Origin of the sequence: Dongshaea marina (assembly GCF_003072645.1) — a bacterium.
Classification (GTDB): domain Bacteria; phylum Pseudomonadota; class Gammaproteobacteria; order Enterobacterales; family Aeromonadaceae; genus Dongshaea; species Dongshaea marina.
This window is the reverse complement of the sequence record NZ_CP028897.1, coordinates 143,704-170,253: the sequence shown is the minus strand read 5'-3', so window position 1 is coordinate 170,253 and position 26,550 is coordinate 143,704. Positions and strand designations below refer to the sequence as shown.

The window sequence follows — 26,550 nt, the reverse complement described above, 5'->3', positions numbered from 1 at the left end:
GGTCACTTTAAGAATCACTGGAGTTCTGCATGGCACGCGTTACGGTTGAAGATGCTGTAAAAGAAGTTGGTAATCGCTTTGACTTGGTTCTGGTGGCAGCGCGCCGCGCTCGCCAGCTCGCAGTTCAGGGCAAAGAGCCGTTGGTTGAAGAGGAAAACGATAAGCCAACAGTACTCGCCCTTCGCGAAATTGAAAGTCGCCTGGTCACTAACGAGACAATGGATGCTCAGGAGCGCCAGGAACAACAGGAGCAGGAAGCTGCTCATCTGGCTGTTGTTGCCGCGATTGCCGAAGGTCGCAACTAACAGCTAGGGGTTATCCCTCTGATTTTTATGAAGTTGGGCTCGCATTTGTCGGGCCCAACTTTTATTATCAAAGTTAAATCGCTTTGACGATCCTGACCCTCGAAACGTCCCGGAGCTTAATTTGTATCTGTTTGATAGTCTGAAGCAAGTGATCTCCAACTATCTGCCGGATGAGCAGATAGAGCTGATCCGCCAAGCCTATATCCAAGCCCGCGATGCACACGAGGGGCAAACCCGCTCCAGTGGAGAGCCCTATATCACTCACCCGCTGGCAGTGGCTCTGATCCTGGCGGAGATGCGCCTTGATCACGAGACCCTGATGGCCGCCCTGCTGCATGATGTGATTGAGGATACTCCCCTCACCCGCGAGGATCTCAGCGAACAATTTAATGAAACCGTTGCCGAACTGGTCGAAGGCGTTTCCAAACTGGATAAACTGAAGTTTCGTGATCGCAAAGAGGCTCAGGCAGAAAACTTTCGTAAGATGGTCATGGCCATGGTTGAGGATATCCGGGTTATCCTGATCAAGCTTGCCGACCGCTGCCACAACATGCGAACACTCGGAGCCCTACGCCCGGATAAACGCCGCAGAATAGCCCGTGAAACCCTCGAGATTTTTGCCCCCATCGCCAACCGCCTCGGTATCCACACCATCAAAAATGAGCTCGAAGAGCTCGGCTTCGAAGCTCTCTACCCCATGCGTTACCGGGTACTCAAGGAGTCGGTGCGTAAGGCCCGCGGCAACCGTAAGGAGATCATCGAATCTATTTTCTCCGAGATCGTGGGTCGCCTGGAAGACTCAGGCATTGAAGTAATAGTTCAGGGGCGGGAAAAGCACTTCTACTCCATCTACAACAAGATGGTCCACAAGGAGCTGCAGTTCCACGAGGTGATGGATATCTACGCGTTTCGAGTGATCGTCAAGGATGTAGACACCTGCTACCGAATTCTCGGGCAGATGCACGCCCTCTACAAACCTCGTCCGGGACGCTTCAAAGACTATATTGCCATTCCCAAGGCCAACGGCTATCAATCGCTGCACACCTCCCTCATCGGTCCTCATGGGGTGCCAGTTGAGATCCAGATCCGTACCGAGCACATGGAGCAGATGGCCGACATGGGGGTTGCGGCTCACTGGGCCTATAAGGATCCCAGTGATAACTCGGGAACCACGGCGCAGATCCGCGCCCAGCGCTGGATGCAGAGCCTGCTGGAGCTACAGCAGAGTGCCGGTAGCTCCTTTGAGTTTATCGAAAGCGTTAAGACGGATCTGTTTCCGGACGAGATCTACGCCTTCACTCCCAAGGGGCGGATCCTCGAGCTGCCCGCCGGTGCGACCCCGGTCGATTTTGCTTATGCGGTGCACACCGACATCGGCCATGCCTGTGTGGGATGCCGGGTCGATCGTCAGCCCTATCCACTGAGTCAGCCACTGGAGTCGGGTCAGACCATAGAGATCATCACCTCTCCCGGAGCAAGGCCAAATGCGGCCTGGCTCAACTTTGTGGTGACCTCCAAGGCCCGCACCAAGATCCGCCAGTTCCTCAAGAACCTGCGCCTGGAAGAGTCCATCGTGCTGGGTAAACGCCTGCTCAATCATGCCCTGGGAACCCAGAATCTGGATCAGATCTCAGAAGAGCAGATCCAGCATGTCCTCCATGAAACCAAGCATCAGACCCTCAATGACCTTCTGGCTGACATCGGCCTGGGCAAGCTGATGAGTGTGGTCATCGCCAAGCGGATGCAGGGGGACTTTGAGGAGCTCAGTGGTGAGTCGATCAAGGCGCTGACCAGTAAGAAGATGCCGATCCGTGGCGCCGAAGGGATGCTGGTCAGCTTTGCCAACTGCTGTCGTCCAATCCCCGGTGACCCCATCGTTGCTCATATCAGTCCCGGCAAGGGGCTGGTGGTGCATATCGAGTCCTGCCGCAACATCAAGGGCTACGAGAAAGAACCGGATAAATATCTGGCGGTGCAGTGGGATCAGGAGCAAGAGCGCGAGCAGGACTTCGATCACGAGTTCCGCACCGAGATCTGTATCGAAATCATCAATCATCAAGGGGCTCTGGCCGAACTTGCGAATGCAATCGCTGCCACCGGAGCCAACATCCAAAGCATCAGCACCGAAGAGAAAGATGGACGCGTCTACACGGTTTACCTGCTGGTGACTACCAAGGGACGAATTCATCTGGCCAACATCATGCGCAAGATCCGGGTCCGTTCGGATGTTCTGCGCGTCTACCGCCAGCGTAACTAGTCTCAAATCGAAAACTTAAGGTATTACTTATGACTCCCGAGCGTTTTGGCCGGATCCGTCAGATGATGGATATGCGTCAACCCGATCTGACCATCTGTCTTGAAGAGGTTCACAAGCCCCACAACCTGTCTGCAATCGTCCGCACCTGTGACGCAGTCGGCGTGCACCAGGTCCACGCGGTCTGGCCCGATGAATCGATGCGCTTAAGCGGCAGCACCGCCACCGGCAGCCAAAACTGGACTCAACTACATGTCCACCAGGATATTGATAAGGCGATTGAGATTCTCAAAGGCCAGAAGATGCAGGTCCTGGCCACCAACCTTTCAGACACAGCCGTTGATTTTCGGGAGATTGATTACACCCGTCCCACCGCCATCCTGATGGGTCAGGAGAAACACGGGATCTCCGAGCGCGCCCTTGAACTGGCCGATCAGGATATCATAATCCCCATGGTAGGCATGGTGCAGTCGCTGAACGTCTCGGTGGCCAGCGCGCTGATCCTCTATGAGGCGCAGCGCCAGCGGGAAAATGCCGGCATGTATCAGCAGGCCAGCCAGCTCCCCTTAGAAGAGCAGACCCGGTTGCTGTTTGAAGGCGGCCACCCTATCCTTGCCAAGCAGTGTCGCAAGAAGGGGCTGCCCTATCCCAAGCTGGATGACGAAGGACAGGTGATCGCCGATGAAGCCTGGTGGCATGCACTGCGTAAGGCGAGTGTCTAACTGTACTGCGTACAGCTAGAAGGGGAGAGCCTCTCCCCTTTATATTCCCCTAAGTAACTGATTTCAGCTCCGCTGCACATGCCGGTCCTGACCGGCGGCAGGCAAAGGCAGCACTCGGGCATCCAACCCTTCACAGCATTAATACCTCCCTGTATAGCAGGGATACGCTTTTCCCCTTTGCAATCCCCTGGCGCCCCGTCAATATAAGTGTTAATTGCAAGCAACAGGGAACTGGCTATCACCTTTCGAGGCAGGGTGTAATTGCTCCCGAAGCAATGAAACGCGAGGTATGGATACCGAGCTGGGAGGCTTATCAGGGATGGTAATCGCCAAGCCGCGAAGCTCTGCGGAGGGACTCGCAGCGCGTAGCGAGCATTTGGGTACTTTGGGCGATATCAAAGTACCTCGACTGCCGGGCGAAACCGGCCTTATGGCAAAGCCATAAATATCCGTCCGAAGGACGGCTTATCCATGCCCAACTTGGATGAAAATTAAACCTTTGTCCGCAGGGATCCCTGCGGACCCCAAAATAACGATCCATCTCAAAAAACCGGCTCAAGAATTGAGCAAAAGGGTGACTCGAGCGACCTTGTCATGGCATGTTACACTGCGTTAACAGGCACCATGGCTAGCATAATGACAAGGAGGAATTTATGTATAAGCATGTTTTAGTAGCAGCCGACCTCTCTAAAGAGAGCAAGTCTCTCATTGAAAAGGCGGCCACTATTGCCAGGAGCAATAGCGCCAAACTCTCGGTGGTCCATGTGACCCGGATCCCCGAAAATATGTATGCCGGATTTCCCGGGGTGGTGAATCTGAATGTCGATAACTTCGAACATCGCCTGCTGGACGAAAGGGCCACCCAGATGCATCAGCTACTCGCCGAAATCAATTATCCCTGTGATCAGCAGCTGGTGGTCTCCGGCAACCTGACCGACGAGATCTGCCAGGCTATAGGGGATTACGAAATTGATCTGTTGGTGTGTGGCCATCACCATACTCTGTACAGTGCCATCGCCTCTTCGGCTCGCAAACTGATGCAGCATGCCCCTTGTGACATGCTGGTGGTACCGATCGTCGATTAGCCAAGTCAGACGCCTGACTTAGCCAAACGTGAACTAAGCAGCAGGCCTGCTTAGTTCCCTCTCCGGGTCCGAATACCACGCCCAACTCCGTAATACTCAAAACCAAGTTGCTGCATCCGGGAGGGCTCATAGAGATTGCGCCCATCAAAGATCACCGGATGATTGAGCTGCCTGAGGATCAACTCAAAATCAGGCACCTTGAAGCTCTGCCAGTCGGTACAGATCACCAGGGCATCAGCGCCTCGCAGGGCTGCCTCCTGGGTTCCCATCAACATCAGCCGCTCATCATGGCCATAGAGGCGCTGAGCCTCTTTCATCGCCTGGGGATCAAAGGCCTGAACCCTGGCTCCCGCCTTCCACAGCGACTCCATCAACTCCCGGGAAGGAGCCTCACGCATATCATCGGTATTGGGCTTAAAGGAGAGCCCCCATAGGGCGATGGTTTTCCCTTGTAGATCGCCACAGAAGTGATCATTAATCTGCCCAAACAGTTTCTGTTTCTGCCGCCCATTGACCTTCTCCACCGCATGCAGCAGCTCGCTGTGATAATCCGCTTCCTGGGCTGTGCGGATCAGCGCCTTCACATCCTTAGGGAAACAGGAGCCACCATAGCCGCATCCGGGATAGATGAAGTGGTAGCCAATCCTGGGATCGGAGCCGATCCCCTGGCGAACCATCTCTACATCCGCCCCGAGGCACTCGGCGAGATTCGCGATCTCATTCATGAAACTTATCTTGGTCGCCAGCATGCTGTTGGCCGCATACTTGGTAAGCTCGGCACTGCGCAAGTCCATACTGAGGATCCGTTGATGATTGCGGTTAAAGGGCGCATAGAGATCCTGCATCAGCTCCAGGGCCCAATCGCTATCGGTACCTATGACGATCCGATCCGGACGACGGCAATCCTCCACCGCTGAGCCCTCTTTGAGAAACTCAGGATTAGAGACCACCTCAAGCTTAAAGCTCTCCCCCCGCTCAGTCAGGATCTGACTACAAAGATCTTTCACCTTCTGCGCCGTACCCACAGGAACCGTAGATTTATTCACCAGGATCACCGGCTCGGTTCTGGAGCGAGCAATGGTTTCAGCCACCTGCAACACATATTGAAGATCGGCCGAACCATCCTCATCCGGAGGGGTACCGACCGCGATGAATTGCACCAGACCATGCCTGACGCCTTCCTCTGCATCTGTGGTGAAATGTAAACGCCCGGCACGAACCCCCTCGGCGATAAGCTCATCCAGCCCAGGCTCATAGATTGGGATCTGTGCCTGTTTCAGATTATCGATCTTGCTCTGATCCACATCGACACAGATCACCTCATGGCCAACCTGAGCCAGGATCGCGGCCTGGACCAGGCCAACATATCCAATTCCAAATACTGTCAACTTCATAAAGAAATCCCTACAAACAATAAGATGAGGAAGTTGTACAAAACGCCATCATAGCGCAGCCCTTAACATCTGTGTTAAGTTTTCCGTTGGAAAGCATTACGGTAAGAAAGTTCCCGTTTGCTTTTTTTTCATCCATAGTGAAACCATTTAACAAACCTCATGTCGTATGGATACGCTATGAACGATTGTTTTTTACTGATCAAGCTAGCAACGGAGCTGTAAACGCTATGCATTCAGAATTTCTTCCTTTTTCTCGTCCGGCGATTAATGAATCCGATCTCGAGGCGGTGCAGCAGGTCCTGACGTCCGGCTGGATTACCACGGGTCCAAAAACTAACGCTCTTGAACAGAGCTATTGTGACTATCTGGGGTGCCGACACGCCATCGCCATCACATCGGCAACGGCTGGCATGCACCTGACTCTGCTGGCACTGGGGATAGGCCCCGGAGATGAGGTGATCACCCCCTCGCAAACCTGGGTTTCGACGGCTAATATTATCTGCCTGCTGGGGGCGACCCCTGTGTTTGTCGATGTCGACAAAGATACTCTGATGGTCACACCTCAGGCGATTGAACAGGCGATCACCCCCAAAACCCGGGCCATCATTCCGGTGCACTACGCAGGAGCCCCGGTCGATCTTGAGCCTCTCAGGGCCCTTGCCCATAAGCATCAGCTGCCACTCATCGAGGATGCCGCACACGCCATCGGCACCCAATACATGGGGACCCCTGTCGGCCACTGCGGCACCGCAATATTCTCTTTGCATGCGATCAAAAATGTGACCAGTGCCGAGGGTGGAATCATAGTCACCAACAATGATGAACTGGCAGAAAAGCTCAGGATGCTGCGCTTTCATGGGCTGGGGGTTGATGCCTTCGACCGCCAGACCCAGGGGCGAAAACCCCAGGCCGAGGTGATCATGCCCGGGTTTAAATACAACCTGCCGGATCTCAATGCCGTGCTGGCCTTAGGGCAATTTGAGCGAATCAAAGAGCTCAATGCCAAACGCACCCAGCTTGCCGAACACTATCTTGAGGCACTCCGGCACACCCCTTTGCAACCCCTGAAACTCCCCGATTATCCCCACCTCCATGCCTGGCACCTGATGATAGTTCGGGTCGATTCTGATACCTGCGGCTTAACCCGGGATCAGCTGATGGAGGAACTTAAGGCGCGCAATATCGGCTCAGGCATTCATTTTAGAGCCGTGCATCTTCAACACTATTATCGACAGCGTTTTCCAGAGCTGTCTCTTCCCAACACGGAATGGAACTCGAGTCGGATCTGCTCACTGCCTCTGTTCCCGGATATGACGTCGCAAGATCAACTGCGCGTCATCACCGCTCTTAACGAAATCATGGAGAACTGATCACTGTGTTCACCCAAAAACCTATCGCTTCTGTTTCTGTGGTCATCCCGATATTTAATGAAGAGGAGAGCCTCCCCGAGCTGATGCGCCGCACTCAAGCCGCCTGTGATGAGCTTGAGCGGGATTATGAGATCATCCTCATCGATGATGGCAGCCGGGACAGCTCACCTGAGCTGATTCAGCAGGTCGCCAATGACAAACAGAGCCATTTTGTGGCTCTGCTGCTCAACCGTAACTATGGCCAACATGCAGCGATCATGGCTGGATTTGAAGAGGCCAAAGGCGATCTGGTGATCACCCTGGATGCAGACCTACAAAATCCACCAGAGGAGATCCCCCGCCTGGTCGCCAAAGCCGATGAAGGCTATGACGTCATAGGTACAGTGCGCCGTCGTCGTAAGGACTCAATGTTCCGAAGACTCCCCTCAGCCATCATCAATGGTGGGGTGCGTCGTGCCACCGGGGTGCAGATGAGCGACTACGGCTGCATGTTAAGGGCATATCGCAGGCATATCATAGATGCCATGCTACAGTGCCATGAGCGCAGCACCTTCATCCCGATCCTCGCCAACAGCTTTGCCCGCAACACCACAGAAATCGATGTGGATCATGCAGAGCGAGAGCATGGCGAGTCTAAATACAACTTCATGCGCCTCATCAATCTGATGTTTGATCTGGTGACCTGCATGACCACCACCCCGCTGCGTTTGCTGAGCATAGTCGGCAGCGCGATCGCCGGGCTAGGTTTCCTGTTTGCCATCATATTGCTGCTGCTGCGCCTGTTACATGGCCCGCAGTGGGCAGGCGATGGTGTTTTTACTCTGTTCGCGGTTCTTTTTATCTTTGTTGGTGCGCAATTTATCGGCATGGGACTCCTCGGCGAATACATAGGTCGTATGTATAACGATGTCCGGGCCCGCCCCCGCTATTTTGTGCAACAGATCATTCGTAAAGGCCAGACGTTCAGCCCCACCTCAGAAGACGAGAAATCATCATGAAAGCAGTTGTTTTTGCCTATCACGATATAGGGTGCAGTGGCATCCGCCAGTTACTTAACGCAGGATTCGAAATCGAAGCCGTCTTTACCCACACCGATTCGCCTAATGAACAGCGTTTTTTTGCTTCGGTCGCCGAAGTCTGCGCCGAACACGATCTGCCGGTGTTTGCTCCCCATGAGATCAACCACCCATTGTGGATCGAGCGAATTCGGGCGATGGAGCCGGACTTTATCTTCTCCTTCTACTACCGGGATATGCTGAGCCAGGCGCTGCTCGATTGTGCCAAACAGGGCGCCTATAACCTACATGGTTCTCTGCTCCCTAAATATCGGGGACGCGCTCCTGTCAACTGGGCACTGGTTCATGGTGAGCAGGAAACCGGTGTGACTTTGCACCAGATGACCACCCGCCCGGATCAGGGAGATATAGTTGCTCAGCAGAGTGTCACCATAGCAGAGCGGGATACCGCCCTGACCCTGCATGGCAAGATTAATCAGGCGGCGAATATGCTGCTGGAGACCGTATTGCCAAGGCTCCGCGATGGCAGTGCGACTCATACCCCTCAGGATGATAGTCAGGCCAGCTACTTTGGGCGCCGCACCGCCGCCGATGGCGAACTCCACTGGCAAAAAAGTGCCCGCGAGCTCTACAACCTGACCCGCGCCGTGACCCAACCCTATCCCGGGGCCTTTAGTTTTGTCGGCGATCGCAAACTGACCATCTGGGATGCCAGCATCATTGACCAGAAAAGCAGTGAAGCCCCGGGAACTATCATCAGTACAGAGCCACTACAGATCGCCTGTGGTGAAGGGGTGCTGCAGGTTGAGGCAGGGCAGGCAGAGCAGGGCCTGTATGTGCGCGGCGCCCAGCTGGCTCGTGAGATGAGCCTCGCCGAGGGGATGCGTCTCGGGCCAAAGGCAAGCTCACTGCTGGCCGCCAAAAAACGCACCAAGGTACTGATCCTCGGGGTCAATGGCTTTATCGGCAACCACCTGACCGAACGCCTGCTTGAAGAGGATCACTACGAAGTTTACGGGATGGATATCAGTGCCAGCGCCATTAGTCGCCTGCTCAAGCACCCCAGGTTCCACTTCGTGGAGGGGGATATCAGCATCCACAGCGAGTGGCTGGAGTATCACATCAAGAAGTGTGATGTGATCCTGCCGCTGGTTGCCATCGCCACTCCGATTGAATATACCCGCAATCCACTGCGGGTCTTTGAGCTGGACTTTGAGGAGAACCTCAAAATTGTTCGCTACTGCGTGAAATACGACAAGCGGATCATCTTCCCATCTACCTCTGAGGTCTATGGGATGTGTGATGACCACGAGTTCGATGAAGACAGCTCCCGTCTTATCGTCGGTCCAATCAACAAGCAACGCTGGATCTACTCTGTCTCCAAGCAGCTGCTGGATCGGGTGATCTGGGCCCATGGCAAGCAGGATGGGCTGCGCTTCACCCTGTTCCGTCCCTTTAACTGGATGGGGCCACGTCTGGATAGCCTGGACTCAGCACGGATAGGTAGCTCCCGGGCGATCACTCAGCTGATCCTCAACCTAGTTGAGGGGACGCCGATCCAGCTGATCGATGGCGGAGCCCAGAAGCGTTGCTTTACCGATATCGACGATGGTATTGAAGCCCTGTTCCGGATCATCGAAAACCCAGCCAACAACTGTGATGGCCAAATCATCAACATCGGCAACCCGGATAACGAAGCCAGTATTCGTGAACTGGCCGAGACCCTGCTGGAGAAGTTCGAGGCTCACCCGTTGCGGGATCGCTTCCCTCCATTTGCCGGCTTCAAGGGAGTTGAGAGTCGTAGTTACTACGGCGATGGCTATCAGGATGTCTCACACCGTCGTCCCAGCATCGACAATGCCCGTAAACTGCTCGACTGGCAGCCCGGCATCCATATGAATGAGACCATAGAGAAAACTCTCGACTTCTTCCTGCAGAGCACTGTGCAGGATGAGTCTTAATGAGAAAAATCGGGCTACGCATTGATGTAGATACCCTTAAGGGCACCCAGGTCGGGGTGCCCCGATTGCTTGAGACCCTGGATAAGCATGGTGTCACCGCCAGCTTTTTCTTTTCGGTAGGACCGGACAACATGGGGCGCCACCTGTGGCGCCTCATCAAGCCCAGATTCCTGATGAAGATGCTGCGCTCCAACGCCGCCAGCCTGTACGGGCTGGATATACTGCTGGCCGGGACCGCCTGGCCCGGCAGGGAGATTGGTAAGCGCTGTCGTGAAGAGATCCGGGCGACTGGGCAACAGGGGCACGAGATCGGCCTGCATGCCTGGGATCATCATGGCTGGCAGGCCAATACCGAGCGCTGGAGCGATGCGACCATGCTCAAACAGCTGCGGCTTGGTTACGACTGCCTGAGTGACATCCTGGGTGAAGCGATTCGCTGTAGTGCGGCCCCCGGCTGGCGCGCCGATCAGCGGGTCATTGAGCTCAAGCAGAGCCTGGGATTCGAATACAACAGTGATTGCCGGGGCTACGCTCCCTTCTTTCCCCGTCTGAGAGATGGGCAAGCGGGGATCCCGCAGCTTCCGGTAACCGCTCCGACCTTTGATGAGGTGGTCGGCACCCACTGCACTGTCGAGAGCTTCAATGATTTTATCTGCAATGCCATCTGCCGGGAGAGTTACTCCATCTATACCATCCATGCCGAAGTTGAAGGCATGGTGATGGCGGAGCAGTTTGAGCAGCTCTTGATACGTTTCAAAGAGCTTGAGCTGCAGCCCGTCTCTCTGGGAGAGCTTCTCAATGAGGTACCACCTCAGATCACAACCGATGTGATCCGTGCTCCGTTAGAGGGCAGGGAGGGCTGGGTTGGCAGTCAGAATTTAGCAAAAGAGAGTTTGTATGCGTCAGATTAAGTGGATTCTTCCCCTGGGTTTTATCCTGCTGTACCTGATACCTCTGGGGATGCACCCTTTATGGATGCCGGATGAAACCCGTTACGCCGAGATCAGCCGGGAGATGGTTGCCGGTGGTAGCTGGATCGTACCGCACTTTATGGGGATGCACTATTTTGAAAAGCCGATCCTCGGCTACTGGATGAATAACATCTGCCAGATGCTGTTTGGCTATAACAATTTTGCCGCCCGTCTGGCGCCTGTACTTAGCATCGGTCTGACCGCACTGATCCTTTACTACCTGGTGCTCAAGATCCTCAAAGATGAGCGCAAAGCGTTTTATTCGGCGTTAGTCTACCTGACCAGCCCGCTGGTGTTTGGGATAGGTACCTACAATACCCTGGATAGCATGCTCACCCTGTGGATGGGCGCCTCCTTCGCCAGCTTCTACTACGCGATGCAGGCCGAAACCCGTCGTCAGTTATTGCTGAGATACCTCTTGTTTGGGGTACTGGCCGGAGGGGCATTTCTCACCAAGGGATTCGTGGCCCTGGCAATGCTGGTAATCGCCATCATCCCCTTCATGCTGCTGATCCGAAAGCTTCCCCAGGTGCTGACCTATGGCTGGGTCGCCCTGATCGCAGCCATCATCATCTCGCTGCCCTGGGCAATAGCCGTGGCACTCAAGGCTCCCGACTACTGGAACTTCTTTTTCTGGAACGAGAATATCCGCCGCTTTGCCGCTGAGGATGCCCAGCACATGAGCCCCTGGTGGTACTATATCCCCCTGCTACTGCCTGCCCTGCTCCCCTGGCTGTTTCTGGCTCCAAGGGCTATTGTCCATAGCCTCAAAGATCAGAGTCAGCGTCACTTCTTTCTCTATCAGGTCTGCTGTTTCCTGCTGCCCTTTATCCTGTTATCGATTGCTAAGGGAAAGCTGCTGACCTACATACTGCCACTATTTATGCCACTGGCGATCCTGGTGGGTTGCGGCCTGAGTGAGCTAGCCAGGGAGCATGCCCGGATCCTCAAGACCTCCGCCTGGGTCAATGGCGCTCTGGGCCTGATTTTGGCCCTGGTGTTGACCCTGATGCAGCTCGGACTGGTGGGTAAGCCTCTCTACCAAAGCGGTGAGATGGAGCGCTTCTGGTTTGGCCTGGTCCTGTTTGGCTGGTGGGGCGTGTTGCCATTACTGGGACTCAGGCACGCCAAGCGTCTGCCCCTGTACCTGGCGGCTGCACCGATCGGCCTATTTTTGCTGATCCCATCGGCGATCCCGATGAAGGTGGTCAACAACAAACTACCGCAAGTGTTCTATACCAAGCACCTGGATGAGATCCAGCCCAATGCCTGGGTGCTCACCAACTCAGTAGCCCTGGTTGGCGATATAGGATGGCAGCTCCACCGCAGTGATATCGATCTTCTCAACAGCTATGGTGAGCTTCAGTACGGTATAAAGCGCAGCAAGCAGCAACGCTATTTTACCTACGCCCAGTTCCGCGAGCAGCTGGCTGAAAAGCGCCAGACACAGCAAGTAGTGCTGGCTCTGAACGCCAAGCCGGACGATGGGATGTTCAAAGAGCTACCCACTCCGACTCTGAAGTTTCATGAGGGGAATTTCTACCTCTACCTGTATCAGAAGATGCCATGATCCCACTGCTCCTGGGCCTGACTCTGCTGCTGACCTGCTCGGGTCAGCTGCTGCAAAAAATGGCAGCCAGCGGACAGAACCGCTGGCTCTCGCTCATCGGTGCCATTGGCTGCCTGGGGTTGGGGGCTCTGTGTTGGCTCGCAGTCCTGCAAAAGTTACCCGTTGGCATCGCTTATCCCATGCTCAGCCTTAACTATGTGCTGGTGATGCTGGCCTCGCACTGGATCTTTAAAGAAACGGTCAGCTTTCGTCAGTGGCTGGGGGTCATTTTGGTGGTGGCAGGCGTCGTCATTCTTGGAGGACATCTATGAGATCCTGGTTGGCCATTGCGGCTAGCGTGATTCTGGTCACCATAGCTCAGCTCATCATGAAACAGGGAATGACTGAGCTCCCGCCCCTGTCATCACAGCTACTCGCCATCTCTGAGCTTAAGGCTCACTGGCAGGCTATTTTGCTGGTGTGTATCGGGCTGGGCTGCTATGCCCTCTCCCTTGGTTGCTGGATGCTGGCCCTGGTCCGCCTGCCTCTTTCCCTGGCTTATCCCTGCCTGAGCATCAGCTATATCCTGGTGACCCTCTTTGCTTCACTATTGTTTGATGAACCCTTCTCTATTGCGGCCGTGTTCGGCAGCTGCTTAATTCTATTGGGAGTCACCCTCATCACCTACAAGCCCGCGAAAAAAGCCGGAGGATAAGGTCCGGCTGGTGATGCATATTGGGACGAGTCAAACTCAGGCCACAGTCGCCTGCGATCCAGATGATTCATTGATCAGGGTATTGTTCATTCCAATTTCGATGATTTGTGAGTCACCTCGCCCCTTGCCAACATGGGCGAAGTTGCGTAGCAACCTAGTGAGCTCGATGGAGCGCGAACTGGGAAGGGCTACCAGAATGGTAGCCGCTGACATCGAGCAAACAAGGATAAGTTTCTCCCATAGCAACGCACGCGAAGCCGGAGCTGAGCGGGAAAGAAACTCATGGAAGAGGTTCGAACTTGCCGCGTGGCGCTATGGGCTCAGGGACTATCAGAAACAGACAATCACTTTTCGATAACCTTAAATCCCAGGCAACCCCGGAGACTTCTAGACTTAGCAGCGATCCATCCATTGAGCCGTTCCAGCCAGCCTCGGCAGATAAACACCAGGGATGAAGTGCTCAATGCAACCAAAAATGAGCCAACAATATCCAGTGGGAAATGGATGCCGCAAAACACCCGGGCCAATCCCCCCATCAGACCGACCAGGCAGAGCAAGATACCTATCTTGCGGGAGTCTCTGAAGTAGAGCCAGATCAGTGCGATTGATAACATAAATGTGGTGTGTGCCGAAGGAAAGGAGCTGGTAGGTGCATGCTGAATCAATTGAGTTCCAAGTTTCAGCATAAAAGGGCGGGGATGAAAAAACAGATGACGAATAATAGAAGTTAGAGTCATCGCAAACAGAGCACTGTAGATAGATAGACTAGCCAACCGATTACACCTGGGATTTTTTAAAAAAAATAGTGACACAACAAGAATAATAGGAATTAGCTGAGCATGATTCGCAATTTCTACAGCCAGGTTATCCAGGACGCGGCTTTTTGTCGCATAGCCATTAATAATATGAAAAACAGTGATATTTAACTTATCCCACATAGCTACTCCATTGAAAGCACAAAGTTTTTATCAATGCACCGATAATTCATGAAAGAGGAAGGTTCAAATCCAGTAAAAACGCGCACATGAAGCCCCACAGGCTGTGTCTGATGACCGCCCGAATCCTACTCCTAATCTGCATGCACAACCTATTTGAGGGTCGGTTTTTATATTAGTTCAGAAAAATATTTTTTATTTTTATCGAAACTATTCGTGGATATTTGTGTCACTGACAAACAGTGACATGAGGATATATAGGTATCGATATATTCATATATTAATCACCTGCTCCTTAATAGTTTATTTAGGTGATTCCAGATACCCACTGGGTTATGTCTCAGATCCATTGCTCATACAAAGGTGTACTGATTTCAAGGTCAACAACCTTCTGTCGCAGGGATGCGGCAGCAGAGGTTCCATGGACGGATACACACAGTGTTGTTGAGACGTGAAATCAGACATCAACAACAGATGTGAAACACGACCACCCACTGTATCGATATAGCAAGCTTTGCTGCAAGGTCGTCCGGGGAGGTATAGAGGCCAGATCTCCTCCTTCGCCGAGAGATATACGATGAACCGCAGCTCTGCTTTTACAGCCACTTTAGCCAGCAAACGATGAAAGAAAGTTTCAACAACTTACGAAAGCTAACTGAACATTATTTGACTTGCCGAGGAGGTAGAGGCTAGATTGAAACTCCAACGCCACCGTCAGGTTGTTGTCTTTCAACAACATATAAGGAGACGTAAATGACAGATAAGTACGCCAGTCTAAGGTCAAATGTTGGACTGTTAGGACAGCTACTGGGCAAAACAATCAAAGAGCATAAGGGTGAAGCGTTTCTCGACAAGATAGAGATCATCCGCCAACTTGCTAAATCCTCCCGCCAGGGAGATGAAAATGCCAGAGACGAACTGCTGGCCCTGCTGCAAAAACTAAGCGATAGTGAGCTACTCCCGGTAGCCCGGGCCTTCAGTCAGTTTCTCAATCTGGCAAATGTTGCAGAGCAATTTCACACCATCTCCCGCCATTGTGAAGCCAATGTCTGCTCCCCAAACCCTCTGGATCAACTGTTCGCTCGCCTTAAAGCCGCAAAACTGGATGAGCAGGCGATCCATGATGCAGTCCAGCAGCTGGATATTGAGCTGATCCTGACCGCTCATCCCACTGAGGTGACCCGGCGTACTCTGATCCACAAACATGTTCAACTGAGCGATTGCCTCAAGGCCTTGGAGCTCACCGAGCTCGACAGTCGTCAGCAAGCATTACTAACAGGTCGCATCGAACAACTGATCAGTCAGGCCTGGCATACCAATGAGATCCGCGCCAAGCGTCCCACCCCCCTGGATGAGGCCCGCTGGGGGCTGGCTGTGATTGAAAATAGCTTGTGGAGCGCGATCCCGGATTTTCTCCGTCAGCTGGATCAGCGCCTGCATAAAGAACTTAACTATCGACTCCCGCTGGATGCGGCTCCGGTACGCCTCGGCTCCTGGATGGGGGGCGATCGCGACGGTAACCCCTTCGTCACCGCCGACATTACCCGCCAGGTTCTTCTTCAGGGACGCTGGATGGCGGCTCATCTGCTGTATAAGGACTTCAAGGCCCTGGCCTCAGAGCTCTCTATGACCGACTGCTCCGATGAGCTACGTGCGGTCGCCGGAGACAGCCGTGAGCCCTACCGCTTTGTGTTGCGAAAGCTACGTGATGAACTCAGGGAGACTCAGGATTACCTGACAGCCCAGCTTCAGGGCACCGTTAGCGACGCTCGCAATCTGATCACCCGAACAGAACAGCTCAGAGAACCTCTTGAGCTTTGCTATCGCTCGCTACACCAGTGCAACATGGGGATCATCGCTGATGACATGCTGCTGGATGTGCTGCGTAAGTTGGCGTGTTTCGGCCTACAGCTGATTAAACTGGATATCCGCCAGGACAGCGAGTCCCACGCAGATGCTCTGTCAGAGATCACCCGAGCGCTTGGCGTGGGAGACTACGCCCAGTGGTCGGAGTCCGATAAGCAAACCTTCCTCCTGACCGAGCTAAACTCCCAGCGTCCACTCACCCCACTGAACTGGGAACCCAGTGCAGCAACCCGGGAGGTGCTGGATACCATGGCGGTTATCGCAGAGCATGATCGGGATGCCTTTGGCATCTACATCATCTCGATGGCCAGCTACGCCTCTGACGTGCTGGCGGTGCAACTCCTGCTGAAGGAAGCCGGTTGCCCATTCCATCTGCCGGTCGCACCACTATTTGAAACTCTCGATGACCTGAATAATGCAGCCGAAGTAATGGAGCGTCTGCTGGCCGTTGACTGGTATCGCGGTTATATCCAGGGGCAGCAGTATGTGATGATCGGCTACTCCGACTCAGCCAAGGATGCCGGCATGCTGGCCTCGGCCTGGGCGCAATATGATGCGATGGAGAAGCTGGTTGAGATTGCTGAGCGAGAGAAACTAAGGCTGACCCTATTCCATGGCCGGGGCGGCACCATAGGGCGGGGCGGCGGCCCGGCACATCAGGCAATTCTCTCTCAGCCCCCAGGATCGCTCAAGGGGGGCCTGCGAGTCACAGAGCAGGGCGAGATGATCCGCTTCAAGTTTGGCTTGCCGGAGGTGGCAACTCAGAGCCTCAACCTTTACGCCAGCGCCATGCTGGAGGCAAACTTGCTGCCTCCCCCTCACCCTAAGCCCGAGTGGCGCGAAACCATGCAGCAGATCGCGGTGAGCTCCTGCGAAGCTTACCGAGAGGTAATTCAGGGAACCCCTGAGTTTGTCCCCTACTTCCGGGCCGCAACCCCCGAGCTGGAGCTGGGCAAACTACCCCTGGGATCACGCCCGGCCAAGCGTAAGGTCGATGGCGGGGTTGAGAGCCTCAGAGCAATCCCCTGGATCTTTGCCTGGACTCAGAATCGCCTGATGCTTCCGGTCTGGCTGGGTGCTTACCAGGGATTACAGGCGGTATTGCAGGATGGAAAGCAGGCGATCCTGGCCCAGATGAACCGGGATTGGCCATTTTTCCACGCGCGACTGGAGATGCTGGAGATGGTATTTCTCAAGACCGATCACTGGCTGGCTGAGTATTATGACCGCACCCTGGTACCACAAGAGCTGCAAGTCCTTGGCAGGGAGCTAAGACAACAGCTTGCCTCCTGTGTCGAGTTGGTGCTTAAACTCAGACCCGATGCCGCCCTGCTTGATGATCAGCCCTGGGTCAGGGAGTCGATCAACTTGCGCAACCCCTACACAGATCCACTGAACCTGCTACAGGCCGAGTTGTTAAAGCGAGCCCGCCAGCAGCAAGAGGAGCTCCATCCCGAGCTGGATCAGGCGCTAATGGTCACCATCGCCGGTATCGCCGCAGGCATGCGTAACACCGGTTAATCACCCTAAAGGGAGCGCCAGGCGCTCCCTTATCCTCCCCTCATTAAGCTTTCACCCGGTCCATCGCAAATCAAAGCTAAACTATTAGCAAGATAGCCAACGGGTAAGGAATGATGAGCACGCCGTGGAAAGGCTGTTTTTTTTCACTACTTTGGGTGGGTAGCTTTAACCTCCTGGCTGAACCAGCCACTCCCGCCTGCCAGCAAGGCATCCATATTCTCTACCATGAGCGCATCCCCTATATGCAGCTCACTCCCCGGGGAATCACAGGTTTAACCGCCTCCGTGGTCTCGGATGCGTTTCAGTTAGCCGGGGTTAATACCGTCTGGAAAGAGATCCCCCCCAAGCGCCAACTCCAGAGGATCAAGAGCGATCGCCCTTGTGAATGCGCCCTTGGCTGGTTCAAGACGCCTGAGCGCGAGCGCTATGCCAAATACAGCCTTCCCATCTACCAGGACAAACCCCAGGTCGCCCTGGTTAAATCCAGTAACTACCAGTTCACCGATGGTCAGACCCTTCCTGAGGTACTGAGTAATCCCAACCTGAAACTGCTGGTCCGGGATGGCTACTCCTACGGGCAATTTATCGATGAGAAGCTAAGGCAGTATCACCCCAGCACCAAAAAGGTTGCCTATGACAACTTCAAGATGCTGGAGCTCATCTACTACCGGCGTTACGACTACTTTTTTATCGCCCCAGAGGAGATCAAAAAGCTGATCCAGGCCTCTGCCTTTCAGTATCAGGACTTCAAAAGTATCAGCTTCAGCGATATTCCCCACGGCGAAAAGCGCTACCTCATCTGCGGTATGGGAGTACCAGATCGAATCCTGCAGGCCTTGAACCAGACCCTTACCGATACGGATCAGTACGGATCCCTTGAGTTCAGCCATTAAAAAAGGAGCCGGTGGCTCCTTTTTTAATGGGTCAAACTAGCTCACTGTCGAATTAATCAGGACCTGCTCCATTCATGGAGAAAATGCTCTAGAGCACTTTTAGTTTAATCCGGGTAGTTATTCACGCCCCTCAAGTTCAAGTGCTGCTTTGAGCTTTGTTAAGCTGACCTTCTGCAGCAAGGATGCTGCAGCAGAGCAACATGGATGCGACTTGCGAGTCAGCGATCAAAGTCAAAGCTGCTTGCATGAGATGAACCGGTATATCCGGAAAACACTCTAGATCCCAAGCTCATCCAACAGATCCTGATCCATCCCGGCATCGGCAGGCGGCTCTTTAGCCTTAGTTGAGCCATTTTTCGCCTTGTTTGCTTCCGCTTCAATCAATGAGTCGGGATCAAAGTCCTCCTCAGTCTCAAACTCATGCAACTGAATAAACTCAGTCTTATCGATCGCCAGCTCAAGATAGAAGATGTTATTTTTTTCAGTAGAGAAGGTCACCCGCCTTGCCTGGGGTCGATCCAGGTTAGTATCAACCGACATCATCACCTGCTTATTGATCGCCAGCATCCGGGGCTGGTTTTGGGTAATGTTGGTTTGCAGCTCCTTGCTGATGGTCCCGGTAAAGTCACCGACGATCTGATTCATCAGCTCGCCCATCATGTTTCCCACCTCATCTGAGGTATGCTGGCTCGCCAGTTCTGCTTCAGACATCCCCATCTGCAACATATAGTTGCGATAGATCTCCATCGCCGAAGCGGCTTCGAAATTGATAATCACCAATCCGGAAAACCCCCCATCAAACAGTACAAAGCAGCCAATATCGGGCTTGAGGCAGGTTTTGTTGATTTTTTGCACCATGGCGGAGTAGTTGATCTCACTCCCGGTTGCCGTGGCCAATACCTTGGTCACCGACTTGCACAAGGTCAGCAGTATATCGTCCGTGGTTACTACTTTAGTCTTTTTCATCGCCATCCCTTATTCGTTATAAACTCATTGGTGGGCAACATTCATTCAAGCTGGTTATTTTGATTATGCGCCACCTGACGCTAACTGCAAAAGAAATGCGAGCAATTTGAGCCCCAACGAACAAAGCAGGGAGAGATTCTGCTCTATTCGTTGGCTAACCACTAAAGCCTTCGAAACCTAGTTCATCAGTGAATTCAGCTCATCGAGAGCTTTCTTTGACTCACAAGACAGCGGCAGGAATGGCTTACGACAGCATCCGTAATCAACACCCCGCAACCCCATCAGGTACTTAATCGACTGATACAAACCAAGTTTGAGGATTTTATCGATAACAAGGTTGGTCTGATGCTGCAGCTCAAGGGCAGCACTAAATTCTCGCTGCTGTGCCAGCTGATAAATCTTGACATAAGTTGCAGCCATCAGGTTATAGGTCGAACCAATACCTCCATCAGCTCCATAAAGAAACCCGGCACTCAACATGGTATCTTCCCCATGGAAAATTACCGCATCCTTACAGCGCTGCCTTAACTGCTCTACCAAAAACATGTCGGGAGTCGTATGCTTTAGCCCTATAATACGAGGGTGCTCCATCAACTGAAGCAGCTCATCAACACTAAAGCTGGTCCCCGTCGTAGCTGGAATGTTATAGAGCAATAGAGGTAAAACACTCTCATCAGCAAGATTCAGATAATGACTATGGATCTCATCACGGCTGAAGCCATAATAAAAAGGTGGTGTCGCTGAAATTGCATCATAGCCACACTCTTCGGCCTGGTGAGCCAGCTGAATAGTCAAATCCGTACTAATAGCTCCAACATGAGCAATCATCCCTACCCTGTTTCGATTTGCTGTTGCCGCAGCTTGCAACACCTGAGCTCGCTCAGTTTCACTGAGCAGAAATCCTTCTCCTGAGCTTCCTCCGACATAAAATCCATCCACCCCCTGCTCAATCTGATAATCAATGATCTGTGGTATAAGCTCCAACGCAAGCTTTCCATTCTCATGAAAGGGGGTCATCAGGGGAAGATAGATACCTTTAAATTTTTGCATCTCGTGTCTCTCCAAAGAGGTCATGGGTGATAGCGGTTAAGAAACTGGATTATTTGCTCTGCACCGGGTGCTGAGTGTAAATAGTATTACCTGAAGTTTTACTCTGCTGATCATCCTCAGGTATGAAGTAGCTTGAAAAATGACCGACAAACATCACGGTCAGTGTGCCGATCGCCGAATAGTAAAAGAAATTCAAATCAGTAACGTAGCGCGCCCAGAGTAAGGCAAAGATAGCGAATATAACGCCGAGCAGAGCACTGCGGGCATTGGCCTTGCGACTGAAAATACCCAATGAGAAGAGCCCGGTCACAGGTCCCCCAACCAGGCCAAGTAAACTATAAAAAGCATCCCAAACCTGGCTCTCATTAGTCGCAATCATATAAGTCGCTGCCGCAACACCCAGTAGACCTGATATAACAATCACCAGGCGTGCTGTAGCAAGATCATCAGCCTTACGCTCAGGTGTTAATAAGCGTTGCTTAATATCTGTCGTAAAGCAGGCAGAAATACTGTTCAGACTACTGGAGATACTGGACTGAGATGCAGCAAAAATGGCAGCTATGATAAGGCCGGATAGCCCAACAGGCATTTGAGTGACCACAAAGTAGGGTAAAATCTGCGCGCTGTTAAAATGCTCTGGCAACAGCCCCGGGTTTTGCAGATAAAAGACATAAAAGGCCGAACCAATTGCAAAAAACAACATTGGAATGATGGCAGTGAATTTCGCATTGGTGATCAATGAACGCTTATTAGCCTCCATCGAGTCCGTTGTGACATAGCGCTGAACCACATCCTGGCTTGCCGTATATTGCTGTAAATTACTGAAAAAGACCCCCATGACTAACACAGGGATCGTGGCCTGACTCCAACTGAAGTGCCACTCACTCGCAGGGAAAAATTTATGGTGTGAAGCAACCTGAGTAAAGATCTCGACAACACCACCATCGACCTTGAAACAGGCAATGATAAAGATCAGAACTGCACCTGCGGATAACATGATCCCCTGAATCACATCGGTCCAGATTACCCCCTCAATTCCACCAAGGAAGGTATAGATGATACAGAGCACCCCGACCATTCCCAGCAACAGGTAGGGGTTAATCTGTACAAAAGGCTGCAAAGAAAGCACGGTCAAATAACTGATAATCGCGATCCTTCCCACATGAAATAGCATGAATGAGAGGCTGCCAAAGACTCGCATTTTCACATCGAAACGAGCCTCCAGATACTCATAGGCTGAGGTGATATTCAGGCGACGAAAGAAGGGAATAAAATAGATAAAAATCAGAGGGAACATTAAGATAGTGACATATTGCCCCACTAAAAATGCCCAGTTTGAACTATAGGATTTAGCCGGGATCGACATGAAGGTAATAGAGCTTAGGGTTGTTGCAAAAATACTGATCCCAGCCGCCCAGCCAGGGATCCGCCCACCCGCCTTGAAGTAATCGTCCGTTTTCTTCTGCCGTTTAGAAAAATAGATGCCAATCGCCAAAATACCCAGCAGATAAGCAAGGAGAATCATATAGTTGATCGCGCCAAAATCATGGTGTTCCATAATCAATATCCTGTAGAGTCGGGTTATTATTGTTTTGGTTACCGATGAAACTGCTTCACCCAATGGCTGATACCGTATAACCCTGCATCAGCCCCCAGCACAGCAGATTCAACGACCGGACGATAAAAGGCGGGATTGGAGGCAAGTGCCAATGTGACCCTATCGAAAAAAAGTGGATTCAATCCGACACTGCCACCCACAACCACTCGGCCTACCGCTAATGAAGCCTGTAGATCTGCAATTAACCCTGCGACGGACAGACAGGCTCTATCGACAATCTGTTCTGCTCTGGTATCACTTTGGGCGAGCTCTAACAGTTCCCGGGCACAGACTTCTCTTCTCAGGGCCTCAGATCCCAGTCGTGATAGGGCCGAGCCAGAAGCAACCGCCTCAATACAACCTCTGCGGCCACAGCCACACACAGGGCCATCAGGATCGGCAAGGGTATGGCCCAGGTGACCACTTCCTCCCCGGAGCAGCTCCCCATTAATCATTAGCCCCCCGCCAATACCGGTAGAAACGGTTATAAATGCCAGATTTGCTGCGTTATCACGAGCCACCGACTCACCAAAAGTCGCAGCCTGAGCATCATTAAGAAGAGCAATTGGACCGGGAAAAATCTGCTGAAAAAAAACCTCAAGATCAAAGCCTTTAAGCCCTCCCAGGTTATCCGGATTAAGAGCCGTTAATCGGCCTTGCTGAATAATCCCGGTACTTGCCACACCAATACAATCGAAGCGCCCCTGGTAGTGGTGTAGTAAAGATTGAAGCTGATCTTTAAGAGTGCCGGGATCGCCAGAAGAGTGGGTTTTGAACTGAATACGATCACACAGCTGCTCCCCATCAAACAAAGCCGCCGCCAGCTTGGTTCCCCCTAAATCAATTGCCAGAATCATAGATAACACTCCTGGGGAGACTCACTCATCTGCAGGCAAAACCATTGGCATATATGCTCTATCCGGGTAATGGCTGATCCTACAGTCACACAAAAGGCTCCATGCATTAATGCCTCTGAAGCAAGCTCAGGTGTGTTATAGCGCCCCTCAGCTACCACTTTGCAACCCGCCAGGGCTAACTTTCTCACCAGTTCAAGATCAGGAGCTACCGGGGGATGCCCCTGTGTGTAACCCGACAGGGTTGTCCCGATGAGATCGGCACCGGATTGCCAGGCTGACATACCGTCACTCAGATCCGAGCAGTCCGCCATGGCAGGCTTTCCCTGTCGGTGAATTTCAGCAAGCAGAGCTTGGGGAGAAACAGGACGAGAGCGCAGCGTCGCGTCATAGGCAATGATATCGGCCCCGGCCCCAGCCAAAGCTGCAACATCCTCAAGGAGTGGTGTGATACGAACCGGACTCTGTGGCAGGTCTCGCTTCACGATTCCAATGATAGGAACACTGACTAACTCTTTGACTAATCTAACATTATTAACACCTTCAATACGCAGCGCTCTCGATCCTCCAGCAACTGCAGCCTGAGCCATAGCGCCGATAATCTCTGGATCATCCATTGGTCCCTGTTCAATAGGCTGACAGGAAGTGATTAATCCATGCTTCAAGGTTTCTAATAAAGGACTCGAAAGACTCATGAAATTTTCCTTCATAAAAAATCACAAAACTGAAATTTTCATCAAGGGTATTTCGTAAAAATATTTTTCACAATAGATAAGTTATTTGAAGTTTTTTTTTGTGATCTACTGCAGTAAAATGCCCCTTACCTAGCCCCCTAATCGCGATACTTTCAATGAACATGCTTTCTAAGATCCGTAGCCTGCAGGACAGCATGAGCCCGGCTCTCGCACGCATCGCCAGATCGGTGATCGCGCATCCCGATGAAACTATTTTTCAAACAGTGACCGAACTCGCTGAGGTTTCCAAGTCCAGTGAAGCCAGTGTCATCCGCTTCTCACGAGATCTTGGTTACAATAGTTTTGCCGACTTCAAAATGGCGTTGGCCCTTGGCCAGCGCCAAAAACAGGAGGCTGAAGCGCCCCACAATGGACGGATTGGCCAAATCACCGGGCAGGCAATTTCGTCCCTAAAAGAAACAGAGCAACTCCTACAGGAGGAAATACTCAAAACAGCAGCCCAGGCCCTTCTCAAGGCCGACTTCATTAGTGTTATGGGGGTTGGTGCCTCTGCGGCCATTGCTCATTACGCGGCTTATCGGATGACACGCCTTGGAAAAAAAGCACGGGTCTTTTCTGATGGCCATAGTGCCGCCATGGGATGTGCAACTATGGGAAAAAACGATCTGCTTGTGTGTATATCCAGTAGTGGCTCAACCTTAGATGTCATTCAGGCAGCCAAGATCGCCAGGAAAAAAGATGCTTATCTGTTATCCATCTCCAACCGGGATCGCACCCCGTTAGGAAAACTCGTCTCTTTACAGCTACTCACGGCGTCGCCTGAATCTCCACTCACCGCAGGGGAGTTTCAATCGAAGGCTCCACAGATGCTGGTACTCGATCTGCTCAGTAGCTACATGCAGGAGCTTGCACCCGAGTTGGCAGAGGTTGCCAGAGAAACAGCTCAGGTCACCTCCCCCTGAGCTACTAAGCAAAAAAATCAGGGCGTAGCTAAAGATATCGCGACAACAATAGACACATAAAAATAGTCAATGTGACAAACTTCTAATTATAGCAAATATGTAAATAGCTTGTTGATGAGTGCGGTTTTTTACTGGTAGCATGGGAATAAATCGTTCTCGTGTGGGAATAATTTACTTCATATTCACGGAGGAATGTTGATGGGAAAAAATAAGGGTTTTACCATTGTTGAGCTGGTAATCGTCGTGGTGGTCCTGGGGATCCTGGCGACCGCCGGAACCTACTACACCACCCGCTCGGTCGACAACGCCCGTAACGCTGTGGTTAAAGAGACCTATAACCAGCTACAGCGCAGCACCGCACTGGTTCATGTGCTTGCGGTCTCTGAGGGACAGACTGCCGCTAAGGGCACTATTGATATGGATGGCGATACCCTGGGTCTCGTCTATGGTTATCCTTCGGCAACCGTATCCAAAGGAAACACCAAGGGCGTTGATTATCTGGTTGGCATCAACTTAGAAGACTGGACCGCGACGGCCGCAGGCAACAAAGTCACCCTGACGCCGAAGGGGATCTCAGCCACAACCGCCAAGACCTGTACCATCACTTATAATGCAGCAACGGCTAAAGCTAAGGCGAGCGTAAGTATTCCAAACCCATTGGTCTGCAGCTAACCACTCTATACCTTCCGAAAAGGAGCCTCAGGGCTCCTTTTTTCGTGGTACTGGCACCACTCTTGCCTTACCAAAGCCAGTGACAAAAATTTCACACAGCCGTTCACAGTACCCGCAATGCGGCGGCTTTGTAACAGTTTGATGGAGGCAGGAGTGAGACAGGTTCCGGGTTTTACTCTGATTGAGCTTATCATGGTGATCGTCATTTTGGGGATCCTCTCGGTCAGTGCCTCTTTTTATGTCAGCCACTCGGTCGATGGTGCCCGGGAGGCAGTCGTCAAAGAGACCTATCAACAGCTTTTAAAGAACACCGAGATGATCTACTCGCTGGCGATGTCACAGGGGATCAGCCAGCGCCATGAGAGCAAGCTTATCCTCAATGGCGAACCCCTTGCGTTAAATTACGGATACCCATCGGCAACCCTCAGTAAGCGGGACTCGGCAACCGGCCTCATCACCCAACGCGGGGTTGATTACCTTCTCGGCGCAGCGGCTCCCGACTGGCGGTTCGTCAGTTACCAGGGAAGCCTGACCCTGACCCCAAGAAAACTCAGCAAGAATCTTGGGAACAGTTGCACCATCACCTATATCGCCGCCACTTCTGAGCGCCAGGCGAGCCTTAAGTTATCTGAACCGCTCAAGTGTAGCTAATGGTTAACCCTGCTTTTGGCATGGGCTTTGCAAAATTATCAATAAGACAAAATATCGTCAGCTGATCTATGGAGTAGCCAGATGAGCAAGATCACTTGGGATATTCACTACAGGAGTTATCCTACCCAGCTCAAAACCAGCAGCGAAGGTCCAGATATTGGAGATTCGGTGTGGCTCAGTGAGCAAAATGAATCCTACTGTTATCTGGTTGATATCACCGAGCGCACTCAAGAGGACTTTGTGGGTAAAATCATCACGGTGATCCCAGGGGTGCTTTTTGAGCGCGGCCATGGCGATAGCGCAACCCTCAGTGAGAAGCTGGAAAATCAGGGAGAAACCATCCGTTTTGGGATCCACCATATCCAGGATGAATAACTTCCACCCGCCGCCTCTTGTGATCATTGTGTAACAAGTTATACTGGCCCCTGTCTTGTCGGAGTGCCTTTTGGGGCTGAGACCGTTCATTCGGGATCCGTTGAACCTGATCAGGGTTATACCTGCGAAGGAAACAAGGGTAACAATCAAAGAGCCAAGGGCTCTGTCTAA

At 52.4% G+C, this 26,550-nt stretch carries 25 protein-coding genes and 1 riboswitch; of the genes, 17 read left to right on the top strand and 8 right to left on the bottom strand.

The window, feature by feature from the left end; genetic code table 11:
- Nucleotides 1-29: 29 nt before the first annotated feature.
- The 4 genes from rpoZ (at nt 30) to DB847_RS00835 (ending at nt 4,366) form a co-directional block, all read left to right on the top strand.
- Complete coding sequence (rpoZ, locus tag DB847_RS00850; RefSeq protein WP_108649013.1) at nt 30-305, top strand: DNA-directed RNA polymerase subunit omega; 276 nt, start codon at nt 30-32, stop codon at nt 303-305.
- A gap of 121 nt (nt 306-426) precedes the next feature.
- Nucleotides 427-2,562 (top strand): bifunctional GTP diphosphokinase/guanosine-3',5'-bis pyrophosphate 3'-pyrophosphohydrolase, encoded by a 2,136-nt coding sequence (spoT, locus tag DB847_RS00845; protein ID WP_108649012.1) that lies wholly within the window; start codon nt 427-429, stop codon nt 2,560-2,562.
- Nucleotides 2,563-2,591: 29 nt separating this feature from the next.
- Nucleotides 2,592-3,281 carry a tRNA (guanosine(18)-2'-O)-methyltransferase TrmH gene (gene trmH, locus DB847_RS00840; protein WP_108649011.1) on the top strand — a complete coding sequence of 230 codons (690 nt, stop codon included), beginning with the start codon at nt 2,592-2,594 and terminating at the stop codon, nt 3,279-3,281.
- 653 nt (nt 3,282-3,934) lie between these two features.
- Nucleotides 3,935-4,366, top strand: coding sequence for a universal stress protein (locus tag DB847_RS00835; RefSeq protein ID WP_108649010.1), 432 nt, complete (start codon nt 3,935-3,937; stop codon nt 4,364-4,366).
- Between the two features lie 50 nt (nt 4,367-4,416).
- Here the strand turns inward: DB847_RS00835 and DB847_RS00830 are convergent, their stop codons facing one another.
- Nucleotides 4,417-5,760, bottom strand: a complete 1,344-nt coding sequence (locus DB847_RS00830) for a UDP-glucose dehydrogenase family protein (protein WP_108649009.1) — start codon at nt 5,758-5,760, stop codon at nt 4,417-4,419.
- 227 nt (nt 5,761-5,987) lie between these two features.
- Here DB847_RS00830 and arnB point away from each other — a divergent pair, with 227 nt between their 5' ends.
- From arnB to arnF, 7 genes are read left to right on the top strand one after another with little or no spacing between them, the layout of a single operon-like run.
- Nucleotides 5,988-7,130: a UDP-4-amino-4-deoxy-L-arabinose aminotransferase gene (gene arnB / locus DB847_RS00825; RefSeq protein WP_108649008.1), complete on the top strand. Its 1,143-nt coding sequence runs from the start codon at nt 5,988-5,990 to the stop codon at nt 7,128-7,130.
- A 5-nt stretch (nt 7,131-7,135) separates the two neighbouring features.
- Complete coding sequence (gene arnC / locus DB847_RS00820) at nt 7,136-8,128, top strand: undecaprenyl-phosphate 4-deoxy-4-formamido-L-arabinose transferase (protein ID WP_108649007.1); 993 nt, start codon at nt 7,136-7,138, stop codon at nt 8,126-8,128.
- Complete coding sequence (gene arnA / locus DB847_RS00815; protein WP_108649006.1) at nt 8,125-10,107, top strand: bifunctional UDP-4-amino-4-deoxy-L-arabinose formyltransferase/UDP-glucuronic acid oxidase ArnA; 1,983 nt, start codon at nt 8,125-8,127, stop codon at nt 10,105-10,107. The genes arnC and arnA overlap by 4 nt, the downstream gene beginning before the upstream one ends.
- A complete protein-coding gene (gene arnD / locus DB847_RS00810) occupies nt 10,107-11,018 on the top strand; it encodes a 4-deoxy-4-formamido-L-arabinose-phosphoundecaprenol deformylase (RefSeq protein ID WP_108649005.1) in 912 nt (303 codons plus the stop codon). Before arnA ends, arnD begins: the two co-directional genes overlap by 1 nt.
- A complete protein-coding gene (gene arnT, locus DB847_RS00805) occupies nt 11,005-12,648 on the top strand; it encodes a lipid IV(A) 4-amino-4-deoxy-L-arabinosyltransferase (RefSeq protein WP_108649004.1) in 1,644 nt (547 codons plus the stop codon). The genes arnD and arnT overlap by 14 nt, the downstream gene beginning before the upstream one ends.
- Nucleotides 12,645-12,959, top strand: a complete 315-nt coding sequence (locus DB847_RS00800) for an EamA family transporter (protein ID WP_108649003.1) — start codon at nt 12,645-12,647, stop codon at nt 12,957-12,959. Before arnT ends, DB847_RS00800 begins: the two co-directional genes overlap by 4 nt.
- Nucleotides 12,956-13,342 carry a 4-amino-4-deoxy-L-arabinose-phosphoundecaprenol flippase subunit ArnF gene (gene arnF, locus DB847_RS00795; protein ID WP_108649002.1) on the top strand — a complete coding sequence of 129 codons (387 nt, stop codon included), beginning with the start codon at nt 12,956-12,958 and terminating at the stop codon, nt 13,340-13,342. The genes DB847_RS00800 and arnF overlap by 4 nt, the downstream gene beginning before the upstream one ends.
- A gap of 36 nt (nt 13,343-13,378) precedes the next feature.
- On the opposite strand, the gene DB847_RS25270 is transcribed toward arnF, so the two are convergent.
- Together DB847_RS25270 and DB847_RS00785 are read right to left on the bottom strand one after the other, a co-directional pair.
- Nucleotides 13,379-13,555, bottom strand: a complete 177-nt coding sequence (locus tag DB847_RS25270; RefSeq protein ID WP_234418477.1) for a hypothetical protein — start codon at nt 13,553-13,555, stop codon at nt 13,379-13,381.
- A 131-nt stretch (nt 13,556-13,686) separates the two neighbouring features.
- Entirely contained in the window at nt 13,687-14,115 is a 429-nt protein-coding gene (locus DB847_RS00785) for a phosphatase PAP2 family protein (protein ID WP_234418476.1), read from the bottom strand.
- Between the two features lie 915 nt (nt 14,116-15,030).
- Here DB847_RS00785 and ppc point away from each other — a divergent pair.
- Entirely contained in the window at nt 15,031-17,664 is a 2,634-nt protein-coding gene (ppc, locus tag DB847_RS00780; protein WP_108648999.1) for a phosphoenolpyruvate carboxylase, read from the top strand.
- Nucleotides 17,665-17,774: 110 nt separating this feature from the next.
- A complete protein-coding gene (locus DB847_RS00775; protein ID WP_108648998.1) occupies nt 17,775-18,557 on the top strand; it encodes a transporter substrate-binding domain-containing protein in 783 nt (260 codons plus the stop codon).
- 276 nt (nt 18,558-18,833) lie between these two features.
- Here DB847_RS00775 and DB847_RS00770 read toward each other — a convergent pair whose 3' ends face one another.
- From DB847_RS00770 to DB847_RS00750, 5 genes are all read right to left on the bottom strand, one after another.
- Nucleotides 18,834-19,523 carry a DUF3334 family protein gene (locus DB847_RS00770; protein ID WP_108652875.1) on the bottom strand — a complete coding sequence of 230 codons (690 nt, stop codon included), beginning with the start codon at nt 19,521-19,523 and terminating at the stop codon, nt 18,834-18,836.
- Between the two features lie 177 nt (nt 19,524-19,700).
- Nucleotides 19,701-20,573 carry an N-acetylneuraminate lyase gene (locus DB847_RS00765; protein WP_108648997.1) on the bottom strand — a complete coding sequence of 291 codons (873 nt, stop codon included), beginning with the start codon at nt 20,571-20,573 and terminating at the stop codon, nt 19,701-19,703.
- A gap of 49 nt (nt 20,574-20,622) precedes the next feature.
- Nucleotides 20,623-22,131: a sodium:solute symporter gene (locus tag DB847_RS00760; protein WP_108648996.1), complete on the bottom strand. Its 1,509-nt coding sequence runs from the start codon at nt 22,129-22,131 to the stop codon at nt 20,623-20,625.
- Nucleotides 22,132-22,169: 38 nt separating this feature from the next.
- Nucleotides 22,170-23,027, bottom strand: a complete 858-nt coding sequence (locus tag DB847_RS00755) for an N-acetylmannosamine kinase (protein ID WP_108648995.1) — start codon at nt 23,025-23,027, stop codon at nt 22,170-22,172.
- The gene (locus DB847_RS00750; protein WP_108648994.1) at nt 23,024-23,719 is read right to left on the bottom strand and encodes an N-acetylmannosamine-6-phosphate 2-epimerase; all 696 of its coding nucleotides are present in this window, start codon (nt 23,717-23,719) and stop codon (nt 23,024-23,026) included. Before DB847_RS00750 ends, DB847_RS00755 begins: the two co-directional genes overlap by 4 nt.
- Nucleotides 23,720-23,874: 155 nt before the next feature.
- Here DB847_RS00750 and DB847_RS00745 point away from each other — a divergent pair, with 155 nt between their 5' ends.
- The 4 genes from DB847_RS00745 (at nt 23,875) to DB847_RS00730 (ending at nt 26,379) form a co-directional block, all read left to right on the top strand.
- Nucleotides 23,875-24,681, top strand: a complete 807-nt coding sequence (locus DB847_RS00745) for a MurR/RpiR family transcriptional regulator (protein ID WP_108648993.1) — start codon at nt 23,875-23,877, stop codon at nt 24,679-24,681.
- Nucleotides 24,682-24,879: 198 nt separating this feature from the next.
- Nucleotides 24,880-25,353, top strand: a complete 474-nt coding sequence (locus DB847_RS00740) for a prepilin-type N-terminal cleavage/methylation domain-containing protein (RefSeq protein WP_159084308.1) — start codon at nt 24,880-24,882, stop codon at nt 25,351-25,353.
- 153 nt (nt 25,354-25,506) lie between these two features.
- Nucleotides 25,507-26,004: a type II secretion system protein gene (locus tag DB847_RS00735; RefSeq protein WP_159084307.1), complete on the top strand. Its 498-nt coding sequence runs from the start codon at nt 25,507-25,509 to the stop codon at nt 26,002-26,004.
- Nucleotides 26,005-26,085: 81 nt separating this feature from the next.
- Complete coding sequence (locus DB847_RS00730; protein WP_108648990.1) at nt 26,086-26,379, top strand: hypothetical protein; 294 nt, start codon at nt 26,086-26,088, stop codon at nt 26,377-26,379.
- A gap of 49 nt (nt 26,380-26,428) precedes the next feature.
- Nucleotides 26,429-26,529: riboswitch (TPP riboswitch) on the top strand.
- Nucleotides 26,530-26,550 lie beyond the last annotated feature (21 nt).

Excerpts from the sequence above, each read along its gene's own strand:
- arnD (WP_108649005.1), top strand. The coding sequence starts at position 10,107 with ATGAGAAAAATCGGGCTACGCATTGATGTAGATACCCTTAAGGGCACC.
- DB847_RS00730 (WP_108648990.1), top strand. The coding sequence starts at position 26,086 with ATGAGCAAGATCACTTGGGATATTCACTACAGGAGTTATCCTACCCAG.
- arnB (WP_108649008.1), top strand. The coding sequence starts at position 5,988 with ATGCATTCAGAATTTCTTCCTTTTTCTCGTCCGGCGATTAATGAATCC.
- DB847_RS00745 (WP_108648993.1), top strand. The coding sequence starts at position 23,875 with ATGAACATGCTTTCTAAGATCCGTAGCCTGCAGGACAGCATGAGCCCG.
- rpoZ (WP_108649013.1), top strand. The coding sequence starts at position 30 with ATGGCACGCGTTACGGTTGAAGATGCTGTAAAAGAAGTTGGTAATCGC.
- DB847_RS00775 (WP_108648998.1), top strand. The coding sequence starts at position 17,775 with ATGATGAGCACGCCGTGGAAAGGCTGTTTTTTTTCACTACTTTGGGTG.
- DB847_RS00835 (WP_108649010.1), top strand. The coding sequence starts at position 3,935 with ATGTATAAGCATGTTTTAGTAGCAGCCGACCTCTCTAAAGAGAGCAAG.
- arnA (WP_108649006.1), top strand. The coding sequence starts at position 8,125 with ATGAAAGCAGTTGTTTTTGCCTATCACGATATAGGGTGCAGTGGCATC.
- DB847_RS00755 (WP_108648995.1), bottom strand. The coding sequence starts at position 23,027 with ATGATTCTGGCAATTGATTTAGGGGGAACCAAGCTGGCGGCGGCTTTG.
- DB847_RS00760 (WP_108648996.1), bottom strand. The coding sequence starts at position 22,131 with ATGGAACACCATGATTTTGGCGCGATCAACTATATGATTCTCCTTGCT.
- arnT (WP_108649004.1), top strand. The coding sequence starts at position 11,005 with ATGCGTCAGATTAAGTGGATTCTTCCCCTGGGTTTTATCCTGCTGTAC.
- DB847_RS00770 (WP_108652875.1), bottom strand. The coding sequence starts at position 19,523 with ATGAAAAAGACTAAAGTAGTAACCACGGACGATATACTGCTGACCTTG.
- DB847_RS00830 (WP_108649009.1), bottom strand. The coding sequence starts at position 5,760 with ATGAAGTTGACAGTATTTGGAATTGGATATGTTGGCCTGGTCCAGGCC.
- arnF (WP_108649002.1), top strand. The coding sequence starts at position 12,956 with ATGAGATCCTGGTTGGCCATTGCGGCTAGCGTGATTCTGGTCACCATA.
- DB847_RS25270 (WP_234418477.1), bottom strand. The coding sequence starts at position 13,555 with ATGTCAGCGGCTACCATTCTGGTAGCCCTTCCCAGTTCGCGCTCCATC.
- DB847_RS00740 (WP_159084308.1), top strand. The coding sequence starts at position 24,880 with ATGGGAAAAAATAAGGGTTTTACCATTGTTGAGCTGGTAATCGTCGTG.
- trmH (WP_108649011.1), top strand. The coding sequence starts at position 2,592 with ATGACTCCCGAGCGTTTTGGCCGGATCCGTCAGATGATGGATATGCGT.
- ppc (WP_108648999.1), top strand. The coding sequence starts at position 15,031 with ATGACAGATAAGTACGCCAGTCTAAGGTCAAATGTTGGACTGTTAGGA.
- DB847_RS00750 (WP_108648994.1), bottom strand. The coding sequence starts at position 23,719 with ATGAGTCTTTCGAGTCCTTTATTAGAAACCTTGAAGCATGGATTAATC.
- DB847_RS00800 (WP_108649003.1), top strand. The coding sequence starts at position 12,645 with ATGATCCCACTGCTCCTGGGCCTGACTCTGCTGCTGACCTGCTCGGGT.
- DB847_RS00765 (WP_108648997.1), bottom strand. The coding sequence starts at position 20,573 with ATGCAAAAATTTAAAGGTATCTATCTTCCCCTGATGACCCCCTTTCAT.